This window comes from Comamonas thiooxydans (assembly GCF_002157685.2).
GTDB classification, from domain to species: Bacteria; Pseudomonadota; Gammaproteobacteria; order Burkholderiales; family Burkholderiaceae_C; genus Comamonas; species Comamonas testosteroni_H.
On sequence record NZ_AP026738.1, the window covers coordinates 2,626,188 to 2,641,789 of the forward strand.

At 54.2% G+C, this 15,602-nt stretch carries 15 protein-coding genes and 1 riboswitch; of the genes, 5 read left to right on the forward strand and 10 right to left on the reverse strand.

Translation table 11 applies throughout. From position 1 onward, the window contains the following. Positions 1-564: 564 nt before the first annotated feature. Genes CTR2_RS12100 through CTR2_RS12120 form a run of 5 tightly spaced genes read right to left on the reverse strand, consistent with a single transcriptional unit; the run spans position 565 to position 3,662 of the window. Positions 565-1,182 (reverse strand): histidine phosphatase family protein, encoded by a 618-nt coding sequence (locus CTR2_RS12100; protein WP_087083804.1) that lies wholly within the window; start codon positions 1,180-1,182, stop codon positions 565-567. Between the two features lie 23 nt (positions 1,183-1,205). Further along, complete coding sequence (locus CTR2_RS12105; protein WP_087083802.1) at positions 1,206-1,529, reverse strand: DUF190 domain-containing protein; 324 nt, start codon at positions 1,527-1,529, stop codon at positions 1,206-1,208. 14 nt (positions 1,530-1,543) lie between these two features. Next, the gene (gene crcB / locus CTR2_RS12110) at positions 1,544-1,933 is read right to left on the reverse strand and encodes a fluoride efflux transporter CrcB (RefSeq protein ID WP_087083800.1); all 390 of its coding nucleotides are present in this window, start codon (positions 1,931-1,933) and stop codon (positions 1,544-1,546) included. Then, positions 1,930-2,322: a putative PII-like signaling protein gene (locus CTR2_RS12115; RefSeq protein ID WP_087083798.1), complete on the reverse strand. Its 393-nt coding sequence runs from the start codon at positions 2,320-2,322 to the stop codon at positions 1,930-1,932. Before CTR2_RS12115 ends, crcB begins: the two co-directional genes overlap by 4 nt. After that, on the reverse strand, positions 2,319-3,662 hold the full coding sequence (locus tag CTR2_RS12120; protein ID WP_087083796.1) for a voltage-gated chloride channel family protein: 1,344 nt from the start codon (positions 3,660-3,662) through the stop codon (positions 2,319-2,321). Before CTR2_RS12120 ends, CTR2_RS12115 begins: the two co-directional genes overlap by 4 nt. Positions 3,663-3,745: 83 nt before the next feature. Beyond that, a riboswitch (Fluoride riboswitch) is annotated at positions 3,746-3,814 on the reverse strand. 791 nt (positions 3,815-4,605) lie between these two features. Between CTR2_RS12120 and CTR2_RS12125 the strand changes: the two genes are divergently transcribed. From CTR2_RS12125 to CTR2_RS12135, 3 genes are all read left to right on the forward strand, one after another. Further along, positions 4,606-5,046: a hypothetical protein gene (locus tag CTR2_RS12125; protein WP_087083794.1), complete on the forward strand. Its 441-nt coding sequence runs from the start codon at positions 4,606-4,608 to the stop codon at positions 5,044-5,046. Positions 5,047-5,463: 417 nt separating this feature from the next. Further along, complete coding sequence (locus tag CTR2_RS12130; RefSeq protein WP_087083792.1) at positions 5,464-6,309, forward strand: arylamine N-acetyltransferase family protein; 846 nt, start codon at positions 5,464-5,466, stop codon at positions 6,307-6,309. 714 nt (positions 6,310-7,023) lie between these two features. Next, entirely contained in the window at positions 7,024-7,479 is a 456-nt protein-coding gene (locus tag CTR2_RS12135) for a GFA family protein (protein ID WP_087083790.1), read from the forward strand. A 486-nt stretch (positions 7,480-7,965) separates the two neighbouring features. Here the strand turns inward: CTR2_RS12135 and CTR2_RS12140 are convergent, their stop codons facing one another. The 3 genes from CTR2_RS12140 to CTR2_RS12150 all read right to left on the reverse strand — a co-directional run bounded on the left by CTR2_RS12140 (position 7,966) and on the right by CTR2_RS12150 (position 9,754). Further along, a complete protein-coding gene (locus CTR2_RS12140; protein ID WP_087083789.1) occupies positions 7,966-8,334 on the reverse strand; it encodes a thioredoxin family protein in 369 nt (122 codons plus the stop codon). Positions 8,335-8,405: 71 nt separating this feature from the next. Beyond that, positions 8,406-8,825, reverse strand: a complete 420-nt coding sequence (locus CTR2_RS12145; protein ID WP_087083787.1) for an MAPEG family protein — start codon at positions 8,823-8,825, stop codon at positions 8,406-8,408. A 50-nt stretch (positions 8,826-8,875) separates the two neighbouring features. After that, the gene (locus CTR2_RS12150; protein WP_087083785.1) at positions 8,876-9,754 is read right to left on the reverse strand and encodes an MBL fold metallo-hydrolase; all 879 of its coding nucleotides are present in this window, start codon (positions 9,752-9,754) and stop codon (positions 8,876-8,878) included. Positions 9,755-9,871: 117 nt separating this feature from the next. Here CTR2_RS12150 and CTR2_RS12155 point away from each other — a divergent pair, with 117 nt between their 5' ends. Together CTR2_RS12155 and CTR2_RS12160 are read left to right on the forward strand one after the other, a co-directional pair. Beyond that, on the forward strand, positions 9,872-10,162 hold the full coding sequence (locus tag CTR2_RS12155) for an ArsR/SmtB family transcription factor (RefSeq protein ID WP_087084622.1): 291 nt from the start codon (positions 9,872-9,874) through the stop codon (positions 10,160-10,162). Between the two features lie 870 nt (positions 10,163-11,032). Continuing rightward, on the forward strand, positions 11,033-12,154 hold the full coding sequence (locus tag CTR2_RS12160) for a helix-turn-helix transcriptional regulator (RefSeq protein ID WP_140401048.1): 1,122 nt from the start codon (positions 11,033-11,035) through the stop codon (positions 12,152-12,154). A gap of 1,844 nt (positions 12,155-13,998) precedes the next feature. Here CTR2_RS12160 and CTR2_RS12165 read toward each other — a convergent pair. Further along, positions 13,999-14,361, reverse strand: coding sequence for a hypothetical protein (locus CTR2_RS12165; RefSeq protein ID WP_140401047.1), 363 nt, complete (start codon positions 14,359-14,361; stop codon positions 13,999-14,001). A gap of 470 nt (positions 14,362-14,831) precedes the next feature. Next, positions 14,832-15,512, reverse strand: a complete 681-nt coding sequence (locus CTR2_RS12170) for a response regulator (RefSeq protein ID WP_087083779.1) — start codon at positions 15,510-15,512, stop codon at positions 14,832-14,834. Positions 15,513-15,602: the final 90 nt, after the last annotated feature.

Consider the following 15,602-nt stretch of genomic DNA (forward strand, 5'->3'; position numbering starts at 1 on the left):
GCGAAAATTCGTGATGTGAGTGTGAGCAGCCGTAATCACTGCATTGCCGTCGCTCGGCCCATGTTGCTCAGCGTCTGCACTGGGTTGAATCCACAGTCGTTCGGCGACAGTCGCAGATCGGCCATAAGCGGACAACGGCTTAGCATCCATGCAGGTTGGCGGAGCAGTGGTCAGCAGTTCTAAAATCGTAAACATGAAGTCCAGCGACTCCAGGCCACTCGGGCGAATCGGGTGGCGGTCGGGCATTTCTTGGCGCGCTTTGGCCGAGCAAAAGGACTGGGTTACATGCTTGCCAAGCCCTGCCTGAATTCTGTCGCTTATTGCTGGATTGGCTGTCTGAAGAAGAAATACTGTTCAGCTTGGTAGTCCGACGGACTTTTACCTCACACTGGGGCATGGGTCCGATTTGGACGGTGTCAATGTCCTGCGCAAGAACACAGCGGCCCGGACGGTGCTCGTCCGACACAATCTATGACGCCCAAGGGCGGATAGTTCAGCCGCTATGGTCGCCTGGATCAATGGATGACATGCCTTAATGGGGCAAGATCACATTGCGTGACTTACTCACGCTCCGAGCAGGTGCTGTGTCTCGTTGATCCTCAAAAGAGTGGCTTCTCCCTCGTCGAACTCCAGTTCGTTGATACAGCATGGCTCTTGCTTGATGCGCCAGTAACGCGAAAGCGGCAATCCCAACGCATGCATCAAGATCACACGGTTGATGCTGTCATGGCCCACCATCACGATTGTGTCATTCGCATGCGTGGCCAGGACATGCTGCAGAGCGCTTACGCTTCTAGCGAGTACCTGGGCGAGCGTTTCGCCTCCAGGAATAGCTGCCATACTTGGCGTGCGGAACCAAGCATAGAACTGCTCCGGCCAGCGGCCATGGACTTCTTCGTGGGTCAGGCCTTGCCAGGCCCCATAGTCTGTATCGACCAAATCGGGTAGCTTGAATGCCGGTGCACCAGTCGTTGCACTCACTAAAGCGCCAGTGTTCACGCAACGTGACAGCGTGCTGGTGTAAACGGCGGTGGGTTTCCACCGAGATGCAATATGCTCTCCGAGCAATTTAGCTTGCCTCTCTCCCAAGGGAGACAGTGGGAGTTCGGCGCGGCCACGGAAGCGCTCGGGTGCAATCCACGCCACATGCCCATGGCGGGTCAAGATAATTTTGGTCGTCATGTGTACTCCTTCGGTGGTAGCGTTCAAGTCGCGCTTCTGCCGATCCGGCCAAACTCGACAGGTACCTTCACATACGTCAAGTTCACCTCTTGGGTTGAGAGGGCATTCATCAAGGCCTCACAGGCCTTCTCGTCGACGGAAACAGTCACGGCCAGAGGTTGATCTGCGATTTCAAAGAAATGCGCGGAGTGAAACTTGCCCAGGTGGTCGAAGCCTTCACCGCCGCCCACCAGCGTTCCACCTACAGCACCATGTTGCTGGGCAAATTGCAGTAGCCATTCACCGATGGGCTTGCCGTTTACACGTTTGTCCTGCGCGGTGAAAAACGTCAGTTGATAGCCTTGCATTGCAGTTTCTCCATTCATGATTGGTGGATCAACGAGGTGGAAAGCATGCCCAGAGCCGTCATGGCAACGGAGCCGCCGAGATGCAGAGCCACCATGCCAGCGGACCAGGCTACCTGGCCATCGCGCAATAGCGTGAGCAGCTCTGCAGAGAATGTCGAAAACGTAGACAGGCCGCCGGCCAAGCCCGTGATGATGAACAGTCGCCAGTTTGGAGACAGCTCCGGCGCCGTCGCCAGAAAAGCGATGGCGACGCCCACGATATAGGCCGCCAGCAGATTCGCCGCGAGCGTGCCCATTGGCAGGGCGGGTAATACTCCGTTCAACCAAAGGCCTAGCGCATACCTCAGGAGGGCACCTATAGCAGCGCCCACACTGATAGCCAACAGTGCTAGCGCGGTGCTCATGGCTTGCCCCCAGCTTTGCCGGCTTTACAGCGGTGTCGCAGGGGCAGTTCGCACAGGAACATCACTGCATGAACTTTGTGAAGCTCCTCGGCATGGGCGTGCAAGAAAGTGCGCAAGCGTGCCTCGCTGTCGAGCAACTCGATGCATTGCGGATGCTTCATGTTTGTGAGCTCAGGATGAACGTGGGACATCCTTTCACCAGGTAGATACCCCGCGCTCACGTGGTGCTGCAGCACCTGCAGAATGTTCGCTTCCTTTGCTTCTCGCAGGAGATGGCGTGAGAGCGCAGGAGCGCTCAGGTGATGCCAGAAGCGTGTTGCCTTAGCGGTCGCGCCGCTCGGGAAATATAGGCGCACCGCTGCAAGGGGAGCCGAGGTCTTGCTCGTCATGGCTGGATCTCGTTCTTGCCGACGTCTGTCGCTGTATTCCCGCTGGCTTTCTTATGCTGCTTAAAGTCTGCGAGCTCGGCCAGGCGCAGATCTTCAGGGGCTATCGCTCGATGGGCCCGGTGTTTGCTGCGCCCTATGCGCTGCGCGTGGTAGATGCCGGTGTGACCCGAAAAAAGGTAGGCTGTGACGCAAGCGATCGCCGCCAGCGGTGCAATTTCTGCCCCGAACAGCTCCACGGCCATGAACGTGGTGGCGATAGGTGTGTTGGCCGCCCCTGCGAAGACAGCGACGAATCCAAGGCCCGCCATCATGGCAAAAGGCATGTGAAACAGCGGTGCAAGCGCATTCCCCAATGTGGCTCCGATGTAGAACAGCGGAGTAACTTCGCCACCCTTGAAGCCTGTCCCAAGCGATATAGCGGTAAAGCCCAGCTTGCCAAGGAAGTCCCACGGTTGCATTGGCTGCTGGAATGATCTCGATATTTCCGGGATTCCAAGGCCGATGTACTGATAGGCATCCAATACCCAAACTACCACCGCAATGACCATGCCGCCAATGAAGGGACGCATAGGCGCGTAGGGCACACGACGCTTCATGTATGCGCCCACTCGGTGAGTCAGTCCGGAGAACGCCATTCCCACGATGCCGAACAGAATTCCTGCCAAGACGACCGCGAGCACAGGCCACGGCCCAAGCGGCACGACTTCACCAATGGCGTAGTGCGTGTGATGTACGCCCCAGGCCAGGCACACCTGATCCGCAGCGATGGCGGCGACCAGACATGGGAATAAGGCGTCGTAGCGCATACGCCCTATGGCCAGCACCTCCAGCCCGAATACTGCACCTGCAAGTGGTGTTCCGAACACCGAGGAGAAGCCGGCGCTCATGCCCGTCATCAGGAGAATCCGCCGGTCCTCTTGGCGAAGGCGAAGCAGGTGCGTCAACTGGTCAGCCAAGGCCGCACCCATTTGCACTGCGGTGCCTTCTCGGCCCACTGAGGCGCCAAACAAGTGCGAAACCACCGTTCCGCCAAGAACCAGGGGCGCCATTCTCAGGGGGACGACCTTCTTGGGGTCGTGAATCTCATCAATGATGAGGTTGTTACCGCTGTCGACGGGCTTGCCAAAGCGCAGATAGACCCAGCCCACAGCGAAGCCGGCCAAGGGCAAAAACCAGATGATCCATGAGTGCGCTATGCGCCAATTGGTTGCGTGGTCCAACGACAGCAGGAAAAATGCGGAAGCGCTGCCCGCGAGCGCCGCGACGACGCTGGCAATGATGAGCCACTTGCCCACGTATGGCAGAAGCTGGAACTGTTCGATTCGTTTGAGTCTGTGCATTTGATCATGAGAACGATGGAAATCGAACTGACCAACGACAGAAGATGTGGACGCGAACGTCTACAGCCCCGACAGGAGGTCAGGTGTCTGTAGACGTCATCAGCAACAGAGCATGCTGCGGTTAAAGGAGGAACGTCATCTCCTGTTGCGAGAGTACATCAGGCCATCGCCCATGACAAGCTCACATCGACTGAATCTGCGGGCAGAAAGCCGGGAGGTCAGCGCTATGAGGCTCCATCAGGACGCCGCGTGTGCTGGAGCTAGGGTGGCCAAAGCTTTTGGGATGTAGGTGCTTATAAGTGTTTGTTTATCTTGAACCTGAATTGTGTTTACGACTTTAGTTCGGTATGTCACTGCAAATAATGCTGCGGAAGGCGCATGAATGCTAGGCCCGTGTTTACGCTTTTATTCACCCAGAATAAGCTGAGTGGCGATGCCGAGGAAGTGGCCGAAGCCTAGTGGGGAAAAATTGTGACAGGCGATGAGGGAGTCACTTGGATGCTTCGAGCATCTCGCTCTGAAGCGCCCGAATTTTTTGCAAAACTTGGCTTTATGCCGTCGCAGGACGCAATGGAGCGCGCCCGAAAACGCGCAGGCTAGAAATCGTCGCAGATGACAGACAGCAATGGGTCGAATTGCGACAGTCGGAGATCGGCCAGGAGCAGCGGTTCGCGAAGGCTGCTTGGCCGAATGCTTCAAGCTGAGAGCTGACGTAGGCGCTTCAACATCGAATGTCGGCGGCGATCAGCAGCTGAACTTGATGGACTCTGGCTGCAATCTCCGAGAATCGGCATTCAAGGATTTCCGTAGCCCTTGTCTGAGACCACCCCAACCTGGCCCCTTGACGACGATTCACCATGTCTTCAGGCAAAATCCAGATGATCGGGGCAAGCTTGGCGTCAGGTCTGCCGGGAAGCCCACCTTGAAGAATGGAACAGCATCAATGGCACTAACGAAGAAGGGCGAGTTCTGGTATGGGACGACGTCCGGCGACACCCAAGCCGAGCTGCGCAGCTACAGCGTTGCGAATCGCCATGAGGCCGTCCGGTTTGCCTCGTCCAAATGCAATTGCGGGTGCCGGACTTTTGCGCTGCAGACCGATGAAGAAGCCGGCGTGGCAATCCGCACCTGTACAGACTGCGGGCAGAAACACCTGATGGGCGACAGCGCGGACTACGTTGAAGAGGCCGCCCCCGAGGCGCACGAATGCGTGTGCGAGAACGAGGTGTTCGAGCTGATGTCCGGCGTCTCCGTGTACGAGGGCACACATGACGTGCGCTGGTACTACATCGCTTGCCACTGCGTGGAATGCAATCTGGTTGGGGTCTTCGCAGACTGGAAGTGTGAAGCGGGTGATGCGGCGGCCTTCCTCGCCAAGGTATGAGCGCGCGCCCGCAGAGATCCTGCTCGCAGGCTCGAGCTGCCGAGGAGTGTCATGTGGTGGTTGGTGGACTTGGTTGTATCAATGATGGCAATCGCTGCAAGGCAGACATAAGACGATGGCCGACGACCGACTGCAACGGGTCGTTCGGCGACAGTCGCAGATCGGCCAGTAGCGGAATTCCGGCTGATCGATGCCAGCGTCGGCCTCAGGCTGGTTGCCGCTATTCTGATCTGGCAACCTAGTTGGTACGCGTGCAAATATCAGAGGTTGCGATGGTTTGTAGGCCGTATCTATGGTTGAGGTCTGAACCAATTACACAAAATCCGGGCGTGAATCCATTTTCCCTATAGCCTGGCATGTGTGAGGCGCGTATAACTGGGAGCCATCGGCAACGATCTACGAGTGGAGAACCTGAGAATGGTGCACGACTCTTCATGCCAAAGTGGGATGACCCTGACGTCCGATCAGCTGGACGCCTATCTCGCAAAGATCGGGGTCAATAGGCCGGCTTCTCTCGACCTCGACAGTCTGTCAAAGCTTCACCGAGCCCATCTCATGACCTTTACCTGGGAGGCGCTGGATGCCTTCATGGGATGGCCGTCTTCGATCGCACCAGCCGCTGCCTTCACCAAAATGGTGGAGGGTAAGCGCGGAGGCTGGTGCTACGAGATGAACGGTCTGTTCGGAGCTGCGCTCGCCGCTCTAGGATTTCGCGTGACCCGCCTGTGTAGCGGTGTCAATCGTGAAATTCTGGGTGACGTCGTCATCGGTAACCATCTGACCCTGCGTGTTGATCTCGATCGCCCCTATCTCGCCGAGGTCGGCTTGTCCGATGCCATCGTCGAACCTGTACTGCTTGCTCCTGGGCCGATCAGTCAGCGCGGCTTCGACTTTTCGATCATGCCGACGGACGACGGTTGGCTGCGTTTCATGAACCACACACGCGGCATGGCGCGCAGTTTCGATTTCCGGCCCGATCACAGCGACGAGGCAGCCATCGCGGCCATGCTTAGCTGGCTGACAAGGGATCCCGGCTCTCCGTTTACAAACGCGCTGGCGATCCTGCGGCATACAGAGCATGGCTATGTCGGCCTGAAAAACGATTGCCTGTGCAGCTTGACGGCAGACAGCATCAGCGAACAGCGCATCACGAGCGCCGATCATCTGGCCGATACGTTCGAAAGAATTTTTCATATCGAGGTCCCTCAGTATGGACGCGTCTGGGAAAAGATCCAGGCGGTCAGCGGTGATATGACTACCTGAGAAGGCCCTCTGACGATGAACTGAAGTTCGTACAAGATGGAGGCTCGTTGTCCGCTGAGACGACCTGCCGGTCCTGATCGACAGCCCCAACTGGCGCCAGTTGACCTTCACCCAGATACTGGTCGGAGAAGGGGCGTCTGCAGGAGGGCACATGACATAAACAATAGCTGCTTTGTGCGCGATATTTGTAATTCAGGCTCAAGAGCGACCGACGGCAATCGATACTGAGCGAACGTAGACTCGCGGCCGAGCAAAGGCTGCAACGGGTGTCGGGGCACGCAGAAGCGGTCCTTCGAGCCAGCGCGTGGCAAACCGCGTAATCGAGCGGCCGGTCCCGAGGGTGAAGCGGCCGTTCAGGGCAGGCTGCGCTCGACAGCTCTTGTTGGCCTTTGCTGCCGCTCAGGCACTGGACTGTGAATGACCCAGATCACCCTAGACCCGCCGTTCACGGCTACCTACCGGACGACAGCTTCTGGCCGGGAGTGCGTGGTCGGCATGAATCCCCAAAGCAGACGCTCAATTTGAACGCCAAATCATCCAGTGACTGCTTTCGGTGTTGCAAGTGAAATGGAGCTCACGGCCACTTCTAGTCACTCGCGACAGTCAGCTTTGCCTCTGCTTGCCACGACGAGCGCTCATGTATAGTGAATTTGTACAAGCCGTCGCTGCGGTTCATTTGAAGCGGCAATGTTTCATCTCTGGAGAGTCTGTCCAATGTCTAAACCCACTCTACCCACCGAAGGCGGATGCCGATGCGGCAGGGTAAGGTTCCGAATTTCTGCCGCACCCCTGCTGACTATGGCCTGCCACTGCCGCGGTTGTCAGCGTATGAGTTCAAGCGCCTACTCGCTCAGCGCTGCTATTCCGGCCAAGGCTTTCGAGGTTACCCAAGGCGCGCCGGTCATTGGCGGTCTGCACGGCGCGGACCAGCACTACTTCTGTGAATACTGCATGACATGGATGTTCACGCGCCCGGAGGGAACTGACGCGTTTGTCAATTGCAGGGCGACCCTCCTGGACGAGACCGGTTGGTTCTATCCTTTCGTCGAGACCTATACAAGCACGAAACTGCCCTTTGCCTACACGGGGGCAGCTCACAGCTTTGAAGTATTTCCCCCGATGGAGGCTTATGAGGGACTCATCAACGAATATGCCAGGACATCGAAGTAGCAAGTCGGCCAGCGCGCATCGGTGCCCTCGTGTCGCGCAAGAAAAATGACCTTCAATGAGGATTGAAGGGAGGAACTAATCTTGAGTATTGCCTCGGCTCGGAAGCCCTCCTGAAATACAGACTCGAACGTCGGCTTTGCGACTAGCATTTGAATGTCTTGACCGACTGCTGAGGGCGTTAGTAGTCATTGGCATCTTTGAATTGAGCGATTGCAGACAGCCTAGACCTGCCGTTCACGGCTACCTACCGGACGACAGCTTCTGGCCGACTGACGACGGCCCGCACTCGCTGACTGCCCAGGCTAAACCGGACGCTCAAGGCGCAGCCCCGAAGGTCCGCTGTGTGGTGCTGCGCTTACAAGTAGCTAGGCCTGGCTTCAGCCAGAAGCAGTCGTCTGTCGCGTGGCCGCAAGCTGCTGGTCCAGGCTGATCTGCTTCATTCATGCTCCAGTTCGGCCTTGGTCGTTCGATACCCTCTTGCATGTATCAAGTGACGTTTACTAAGACATCTCTTAGAGACGAGGTAGCAATTTCTATATGCCTAATAAATTCTTCAAAAGGTCTTTCGCCGGAAAGAGATACTATTAACCTTCCTTTTTGGAGTATCGCCACTGTAGGAACTGACTTTATCCCATATTGCTGAGCGATAATTGGGGCCTCAGCAATATCAATCGAGCCGAAGAAAATATTGGCATCATTGAAATGAATTGAAATTCTTTCGAATACTGGCGCCATGCGTTTGCATGGTTGGCACCAAGATGCAGAGAAGTAGATGATGGCTAGCTCACCCTGGTTATTGAGATTATTGATGACTCTCTGAAAATCATCAATATGAAGTGTGGCAATATTAGGCATCTCTTCATTCCCATTGCTCAATAAGAAAAAATACTATTCTTTCAGTATAGATATAAATTCGGTGAATGCTTTTAAAGGTGCATCACAACATATACCCCCATCCAAGCCATTCCAATTATTTGCATGAAGAAGAACACAAAGCGCCAAGTGGCCACCGCATTGGTTTGGGGTAGACATATATGGACCAGGCTTTGCGCAATCCGAGCCACCAAGACCAAAATTGCCAAATTATCCAATGTGACGCCGCTCATCCCTGATGTATTGATGGCCAAGACTATAGCGCCATAGACAGGAAGATTTTCAATGCAGTTCCTATGCGCACCCATGGCACGCTGATACCAATCACTTCCTTGCGGTTTTCCTGGCTGCCATTCGTTCACAGTTGCACGCCCCGTCAAAATTCTTGACCAACGATAGACGCCAACAGTGCTGAATAAAATAAGCAACGTCCAACCGGCGAATGCTAGAAGTGTCAATGTGGGAATGTTCATGATCTCTTTTTCTCAATACAAAGTTTTTTAAGATTGAATAAATTTACGATTTATTTTGACTGGTTCTTGTGGAATATTGGAGTCTTCAGGTACTGCGCTCCATTTATCTCAGGATCAGGTAAATTTCCGGCGCGAATATTGACTTGTATGGATGGCCACAGAAGTGCTGGCGCGGGGAGTGCAGCGTCTCGCTGCATGCGGGTAAGTACAAATGTATCTTCGTCAATACCGTCATGAACATGAATGTTTCGTGCACATTGTTCCTCCACCGTGGTTTCCCAGGCATATTCATTGCGACCCGCCGATTTATAGTCATGACACATGAAAAGTCGTGTCTTAGGCGGTGATTTGAGAAGCTTTCTAATGGATTGGTATAACAGCCGTTCGCTTCCGCCCGGAAAGTCGGCGCGGGCAGTTCCGTAATCCGGCATGAACAAGGTATCTCCGACAAAAACCGCATCTTCGACTCGATAGGAGACACAAGCAGGCGTATGCCCCGGGGTGTGTAAGACCTCAATCGAGATGTTTCCTATCGAGAGAGTCTCACCATCATGCAAAAGCCTATCGAACTTGGAAACGCCTTCATCCATTTCAAGGAAGTTGAGCGTGTAGCGAAATGCGGATTGCACATCTCGAATGTGAGCTCCGATGGCTACCTGAGCTCCTGTATGTCTTTTGATGTATGGTGCAGCACTTAGATGATCTGCATGAACATGCGTTTCCAGGACCCAAAGGACCTGTAGTTTTTGACTACATACTGCTTCCAGAACCTTGTCGGCGGAGGAGGTTGCCACTGTTCCACTTCGATGGTCATAGTCCAGGACTGGGTCGATCACCGCCGCATATTTCGTCAAGGGATCAGACAGCAGATAGGTGACCGTGTGGGTGCCCTCGTCAAAGAAAGCTTGAATTTGAGTCGATGTGTTCATGCGGCAGTCCTCAGCAATCTTTAAATTATCAACTTCTAAATTAGAAAAATCTAATATACAGTTTCCACCACTATGAGAGCCAAGACTTCCGAAAAAATTGACAGCGATGCTGGCTTCATGCTAGGCGAAATTCGGGAGGCGTCCGCCCTGTTGAAAGCCATCGGTAACGAACATCGTCTTCAAGTGCTATGTCTATTGATTGAGCACGACGAAATGACGGTGGGAGGGCTGCTTGAGCATGTTTCGCTCAGTCAATCAGCCTTGTCTCAGCACTTGGGGAAAATGCGCGAAGAAGGGCTTGTCGCGTTCAGGCGTGAATCACAAACCTTGTACTACCGAATCGAGAATCAAGATGCGGCTAAAGTCATCGCGACACTCAAGAGCATCTATCGCCCTAAGAGCGGCTAACACTACCTATTCACAAAACGTGTGCAGATGACCATGGCGCTGCTGGACCGGCTCCCGCATCACTGCCATATTCTGGAATTGGCTGCGGAGGCACGAACGACAGCACGGGTCGATCGCTGGCCGTCACGAAGGACCGCTGATGGGTACCCGCGGTTTATCGCGTTGCCCCATCAAGCTGCCATCCGGCGACAGACCGCTCACGCAGCCAAAAGCAGTCCATTGCAGGAACAGCTCCAAGGACTGCTACTGGCCGAAGTCGGACCTAACTACTGGTGAGTACAGCACCACAAAGCTGACCGTCGAGACTGCACCTTGAGCGTCCGGATTAGGATAGGCATTCAACGGAGGCAGGCTGTCGCTAATCGGCCAGGAGCAGTCGTCCGGCACGTGGCCGCGAACGGCTGGTCCAGGCGGGTCTGCCTCATTCGCTGTTTCGTACTTGAACGAAGGTAGTCGCGGACACCAGTCGATGGTTGCCGAACGCGCCCAACTCTTTACGGCCGCCGCACCCTCTACCTGATCACTCGGTTGTGTGATTCAGTGTCAAAGTCCCGAAAGGCTGTTTCTGGGAGTCGCAACAGGCTTAGTCGAAAGATTGCGGCATCAGCCACTTGCACGCCGAGAGTCGCAAACAAGCACAGATAGTTCGTTGAGATCATTCACGCTTTGTTTCACGCAGTCGTCCGGCGCGGTGAAGAGGACGCATGGCCTAGCGGCTCGCAAGTACGGGCGGCATTCCGCGAAGATGCGAAAACTAATATAAATACCGAGAAGTGGATCTCCAGGATGAATGACGAATGCCTCTGGTTGTATTCCTCCTGCTGGTTGTGCTAACTTGACACGTGCCAGAAAATCCCAAAAGGATGCTCCATGAAAAGCCCAAGCATGCTAATCGAGCAGCTTATAAGCCAGCTGTATGAGGGCGTGCTAACCAACGAAGGCTGGGGCGAGGCCTTGCGTACCATATCTGCAATCACCCAAAGCCCGCAGGCCTCTGTGGTCGTATTTGACAAACGAGCGGAAGCGCTGGCCGTAAGTGAAACCTTTGGGATCCCCCAGGAGGCGGTAGTGTCCTTCAACGCCCACTATCACCAACTAGACGAAGGCCGCCCCTACGCGACGACGATGCCTTTTGGACACTGGTATCTAGATCGCCGCGATATTGGCGAAGAGGCCATGCGGCGTAGCGAGTACTACCAAGATTTCCTGATTCCGCATGACATGGCAACGACTTTGTGCAACCGCTTGCTGGGGGATGAAAGTGCAGATGCATTTCTGTCGTTGCAACGGCGCCTTGGCCAGCCACACTACACCAATGCCGACTTGATCGCCTTTGGGTGTTTTGTCCCACATGTGCAGCGCGCTGTGCGCCTGCGCATGCATATGCAACGTCTATCAGCCCATGCAGGTCTGGCATCGGTTGTGCTCGATAGCCTGAACACACCGCTGCTGGTGCTAGATGAACATAGCCGCATCCTCCTAAGCAATGCCGAGGCCGATGCACTGCTGCGGCGCCTACCGCAACTAATGGTTTATCAGGGCTGCCTACATCTGAAGGGCATCCGTGCAGGTCTGTTTGAGCAATTGCTGCGATCCGCATGCGGTCGGCAAGGCCCAGCGATCGCAGGTGGTGTTTCCATTGCTGAATTGAATGGTCTGTCTCCATTGCAATTGCTGGTATTACCTATGCCGGCATGCATGCAGGCCTTTAACCACTGGCAGCGTCCGCTGGCGCTAGTACTTTTTCATGATCCGAACCAAGCCCACAGCATTCAGCCACACTTACTTCAACAACTTTACGGCCTAACTCCCGCAGAAGCCCGTCTCGCATTGACGCTTTATCGAGGGAACTCCCCCGCACAGGCCGCACAGCACCAAGGAATCAGTGTGGGCACTGTGCGCGTCCAGCTCAAAGCTATCTTCGCCAAAACTGGGGTCAGCCGTCAGTCGGATCTCATGCGGTTGCTATCTGCGTTAGGGATTGCAACATAAGTGGCATCCGGGGCTGTCAACTTTAACCAGTTGACTAACGACATTCTTCCTGTGCGGTCAGCTTCTCAAGCCGTCATAGCTGCAAATGCGCAATGTTCATAAGTACCCCTAGCGGTTGCTACTGCCTTTGGATGAAGTGAGAGCCACCCAAACCGCAATAGTAGCTACCTGTTGCTTATTCAATGTGCGTAGCAGCACGCATGCAGACATCTTGCATAACAGTAATCAGAAAATAATGAAAGCTACTCACGGTAACGTAGCCAAGGCATAGAAGATACATCCGACACCAAAAAAAACAATTAGAAAATATACATTTCTTTTATGTAGTTCAAATAACTGTCAGTAGCACTATCGACATACCCCATTTGGGAGATGCGCTTGGGCATCAAACGATCGAGGATTAATCCAACGGAGTCAGTTTATTTAAGCCGAATTTGTCGGTCCACCTGCTTGGCAGGTATCAAGCAGATTTATTAAGCAGCGCAATTATGGAGGCTGATATGAGAGTAAAATCTATTTTTCTTACTACTCTGATTTTTTTTTGGCGTTGCATTGTCGGCTCAAGGACTTACTAGGGAGCAAGTGAAAGCGGAAGAGCAGAGGTGTGCCGAGCTTTGGAAGAAAAACACCGACAATGCCGGCAATGAAGTTGCTCAATGTTATAAAGAGTTGATGGCTAAAAAGAATTCGGCACAACCGAAAGATGATGTATTTCAGCAGACTACACCCAATACCGCCCATTCTCAGCGGAGCTCGATAAATGCATCTTCCAGAAGTGGGACTAATTGCGTTCGACGAGACTATAGTTCGAACTCGCTCGGAGATTTTTGGGAAAATCATTGCAACTTTCCCGTTTGGATCTCGTGGTTCAGCGACGATTGTAAACGCGGCTGTGCCGCAGGTCCCATCTCACCTGGATCTAAGGAATCCACTAACAAGTTAATAGGTCATATGGAGTTTGCGGCTTGTGAGTACCCAAGCACTCCAAGAAATAGAGACCGCTCCCAATGGCGAGGTGTCGGCCCGGTCTTTTGCTCCCAATAGGCGTTGTTGCATAAATCGCTGTGCCGCCAGCCCTAGGCTTGCGGCATGAGCCCATCCAACAAACATCGCCAACGACCGCTAACCGGCATGCAAACTTGCGGTCACACTTCGTCCAGATTGCCCAGTGTCGAGTGACCGCTCCCGCCGAGAGCAGACGCTGGCTAGTGATCTTGCTAGCGACCGCACTGAGTCGTTTGCTGCCGGTGGTCAGAACAAGCAGGCCGGTCATCGCCCGCACCAATGGCTTACTCAGGCAGTACCTTCCCAAAGGCATCGACAATACGTTATGCCGGCCCTTGAGACGAAGTTAACCAAGTCAAAAGCCGCCACGGCAACCGAGGTCGCATGCACGGCAACAGTGCCCAATGCTCCTAAGGTAGAAGCTCCGGCTCTAGCCCCGCTGCAGTGGAGGCTCCCAAGGCTATCGACTCCCAATCCAAGACGCTGAAACTGATGCGTGGTAGCTTCACCATTCCGAATGGATGACTACGAGGGGGTTGATGCGCTAAAACTGCGCGCAGCCTCGCAAGGCCATTTGATCAAGAAGAGGGCGTTGCTGCGAGCAGGCCTCAAGCTGTTGTCCACTTTGGACGACAGGCAACTACTTGTGGCTTTGGCGGCGTTGACTTCGGGGTGACTGGCCATCAGCTTGCCCAGACTGAAGTGGTGACCTCTAACCTCTAGCCCTCGCAAAGTGCCGGCTAAGACCAGAAAAGGCTGCGAAGGCGTCCTGGGTTTTTTGGTATGAAATGTGGCAGGAATTTCCGCCACCTTGTGAAGGATGAAACACCCGCACCTCGTTAGTGCAAGTGATACGGAATCCAGCCGCAAAGAAGGGTTTGGAGCTTAGCCAGAGATATATCGTGCGATGGCGTAGCGAGGGCCAGCTCTTCAAGTTGCTGCAAGGCCTTTGCGCGATTGATGCGCAGTTGTTTTGATAGACGTTCCCCACGATCCAGTAGCCTATTGATCTCGAAATGGTCGTGCCTGCGCAAGGCGTGGACTATCTCCTCTAGTCGTTGCGCGTACAGGTCGCTCTTTTGTCTGCCATGCTGAGCCATGTCTTGAACCGTGCGGCACAACTCCAGTAGCTCAATATGCTGCGCATCCAGTGCAGGGTCGCGCACGCTCATGCTGTGTGTCCATAGTGGGATGACTTTCATCAGCAAACTCCTTGGGTACCAGCACATAGCCAAGGCACGACACCCACAATGTTCAATGGATGTGCTGCCTTGCCGATTTATGTCATATCCGTGTGACGACCTCGAGAAGTTTTACCGATGCTTGCACTGAACAGTCGATTGTTCTCATTGAGGCAGGGTAGTTGTCACCGTTGGGTTTGCGCTTAGGGTCGCAAGCTCCCGTTCGTACGAAACAAATTGCTTGAAACTTGACGTTCAAAATAATGCGAAGTACAGAGCATTTCCTCTACTCAAAATGTCTTGATCCATGAATGGATCAATTGAATTGCTGTAACGTCAGTTGGCCGATTTCAGTCTACGAGCCGACGCTCGTCTGGAATATCTGACTTGAACGAAGTGATGTGTCGATCGCATGAGACAAGTACGAAACCAGATGCTGGGCATGTTAGCGCATCAAGACTTCCAGAGTACACGTTTGGGAGTAGAGATAATCATGCTGTCTCCGGCCCCATGGATGCCGAAGTCACAAGGCCAGTCTCTATCGCGTACTTGAAAAGATCTGCATCGCGCACAATGCCGAGCTTGCGCATGGCGCTATTTTTTTGCGTACTCACGGTCTGCTTGCTACGGTGCAGTCGCTCGGCTATCTCTCCAATAAGTAGTCCTGATGCGAACAAACGTATCACCTCGGCTTCACGTCGAGTCAGGGCACGTGGACCGTCCGGCTCGTTGTGTACAGATCTTGCGGTTTCCAGGATCGCCCTTGCCGCTGGCGAGTAGTAGTTGCCCCCAGCAAAAGCGGCATGAACGGCAGGAACGATATGGCTTGGGTCATCTGACTTGCTAACAATGCAGCCGACATGCTCCGCTGTCAGCGCGCTCAGAATCGCGGGATTGTCCATCATGGTCACTACCACGATGCGCAGATTCGGGTAGCGACGCTTGACGAAGGTGATCATGGGGATTCCATCCCCATACTCGCCACCAGGCATGGCGTAGTCGGTCACCAACACATCGCATGGGTATCTATCAAGGTGGGCCACCATTTCTGTCGAGTTACGGGCAGTCCCCACCAGTTGGAGGCTGCTGATGTTGGTGATTGCGCTTTGCAGGCCCAGGAGCAGGGCGGGATGATCATCGGCGATCAATAGACGAATTGAGAAGACGTTCATGAGCGTGGTCCTGGAATCAATTCGTCGCTGTGCATCTAGGCAGGTGTTTCTTGCCTTTCCTGCGAGTTGCTTGCTTGGTCCCACGTTTCG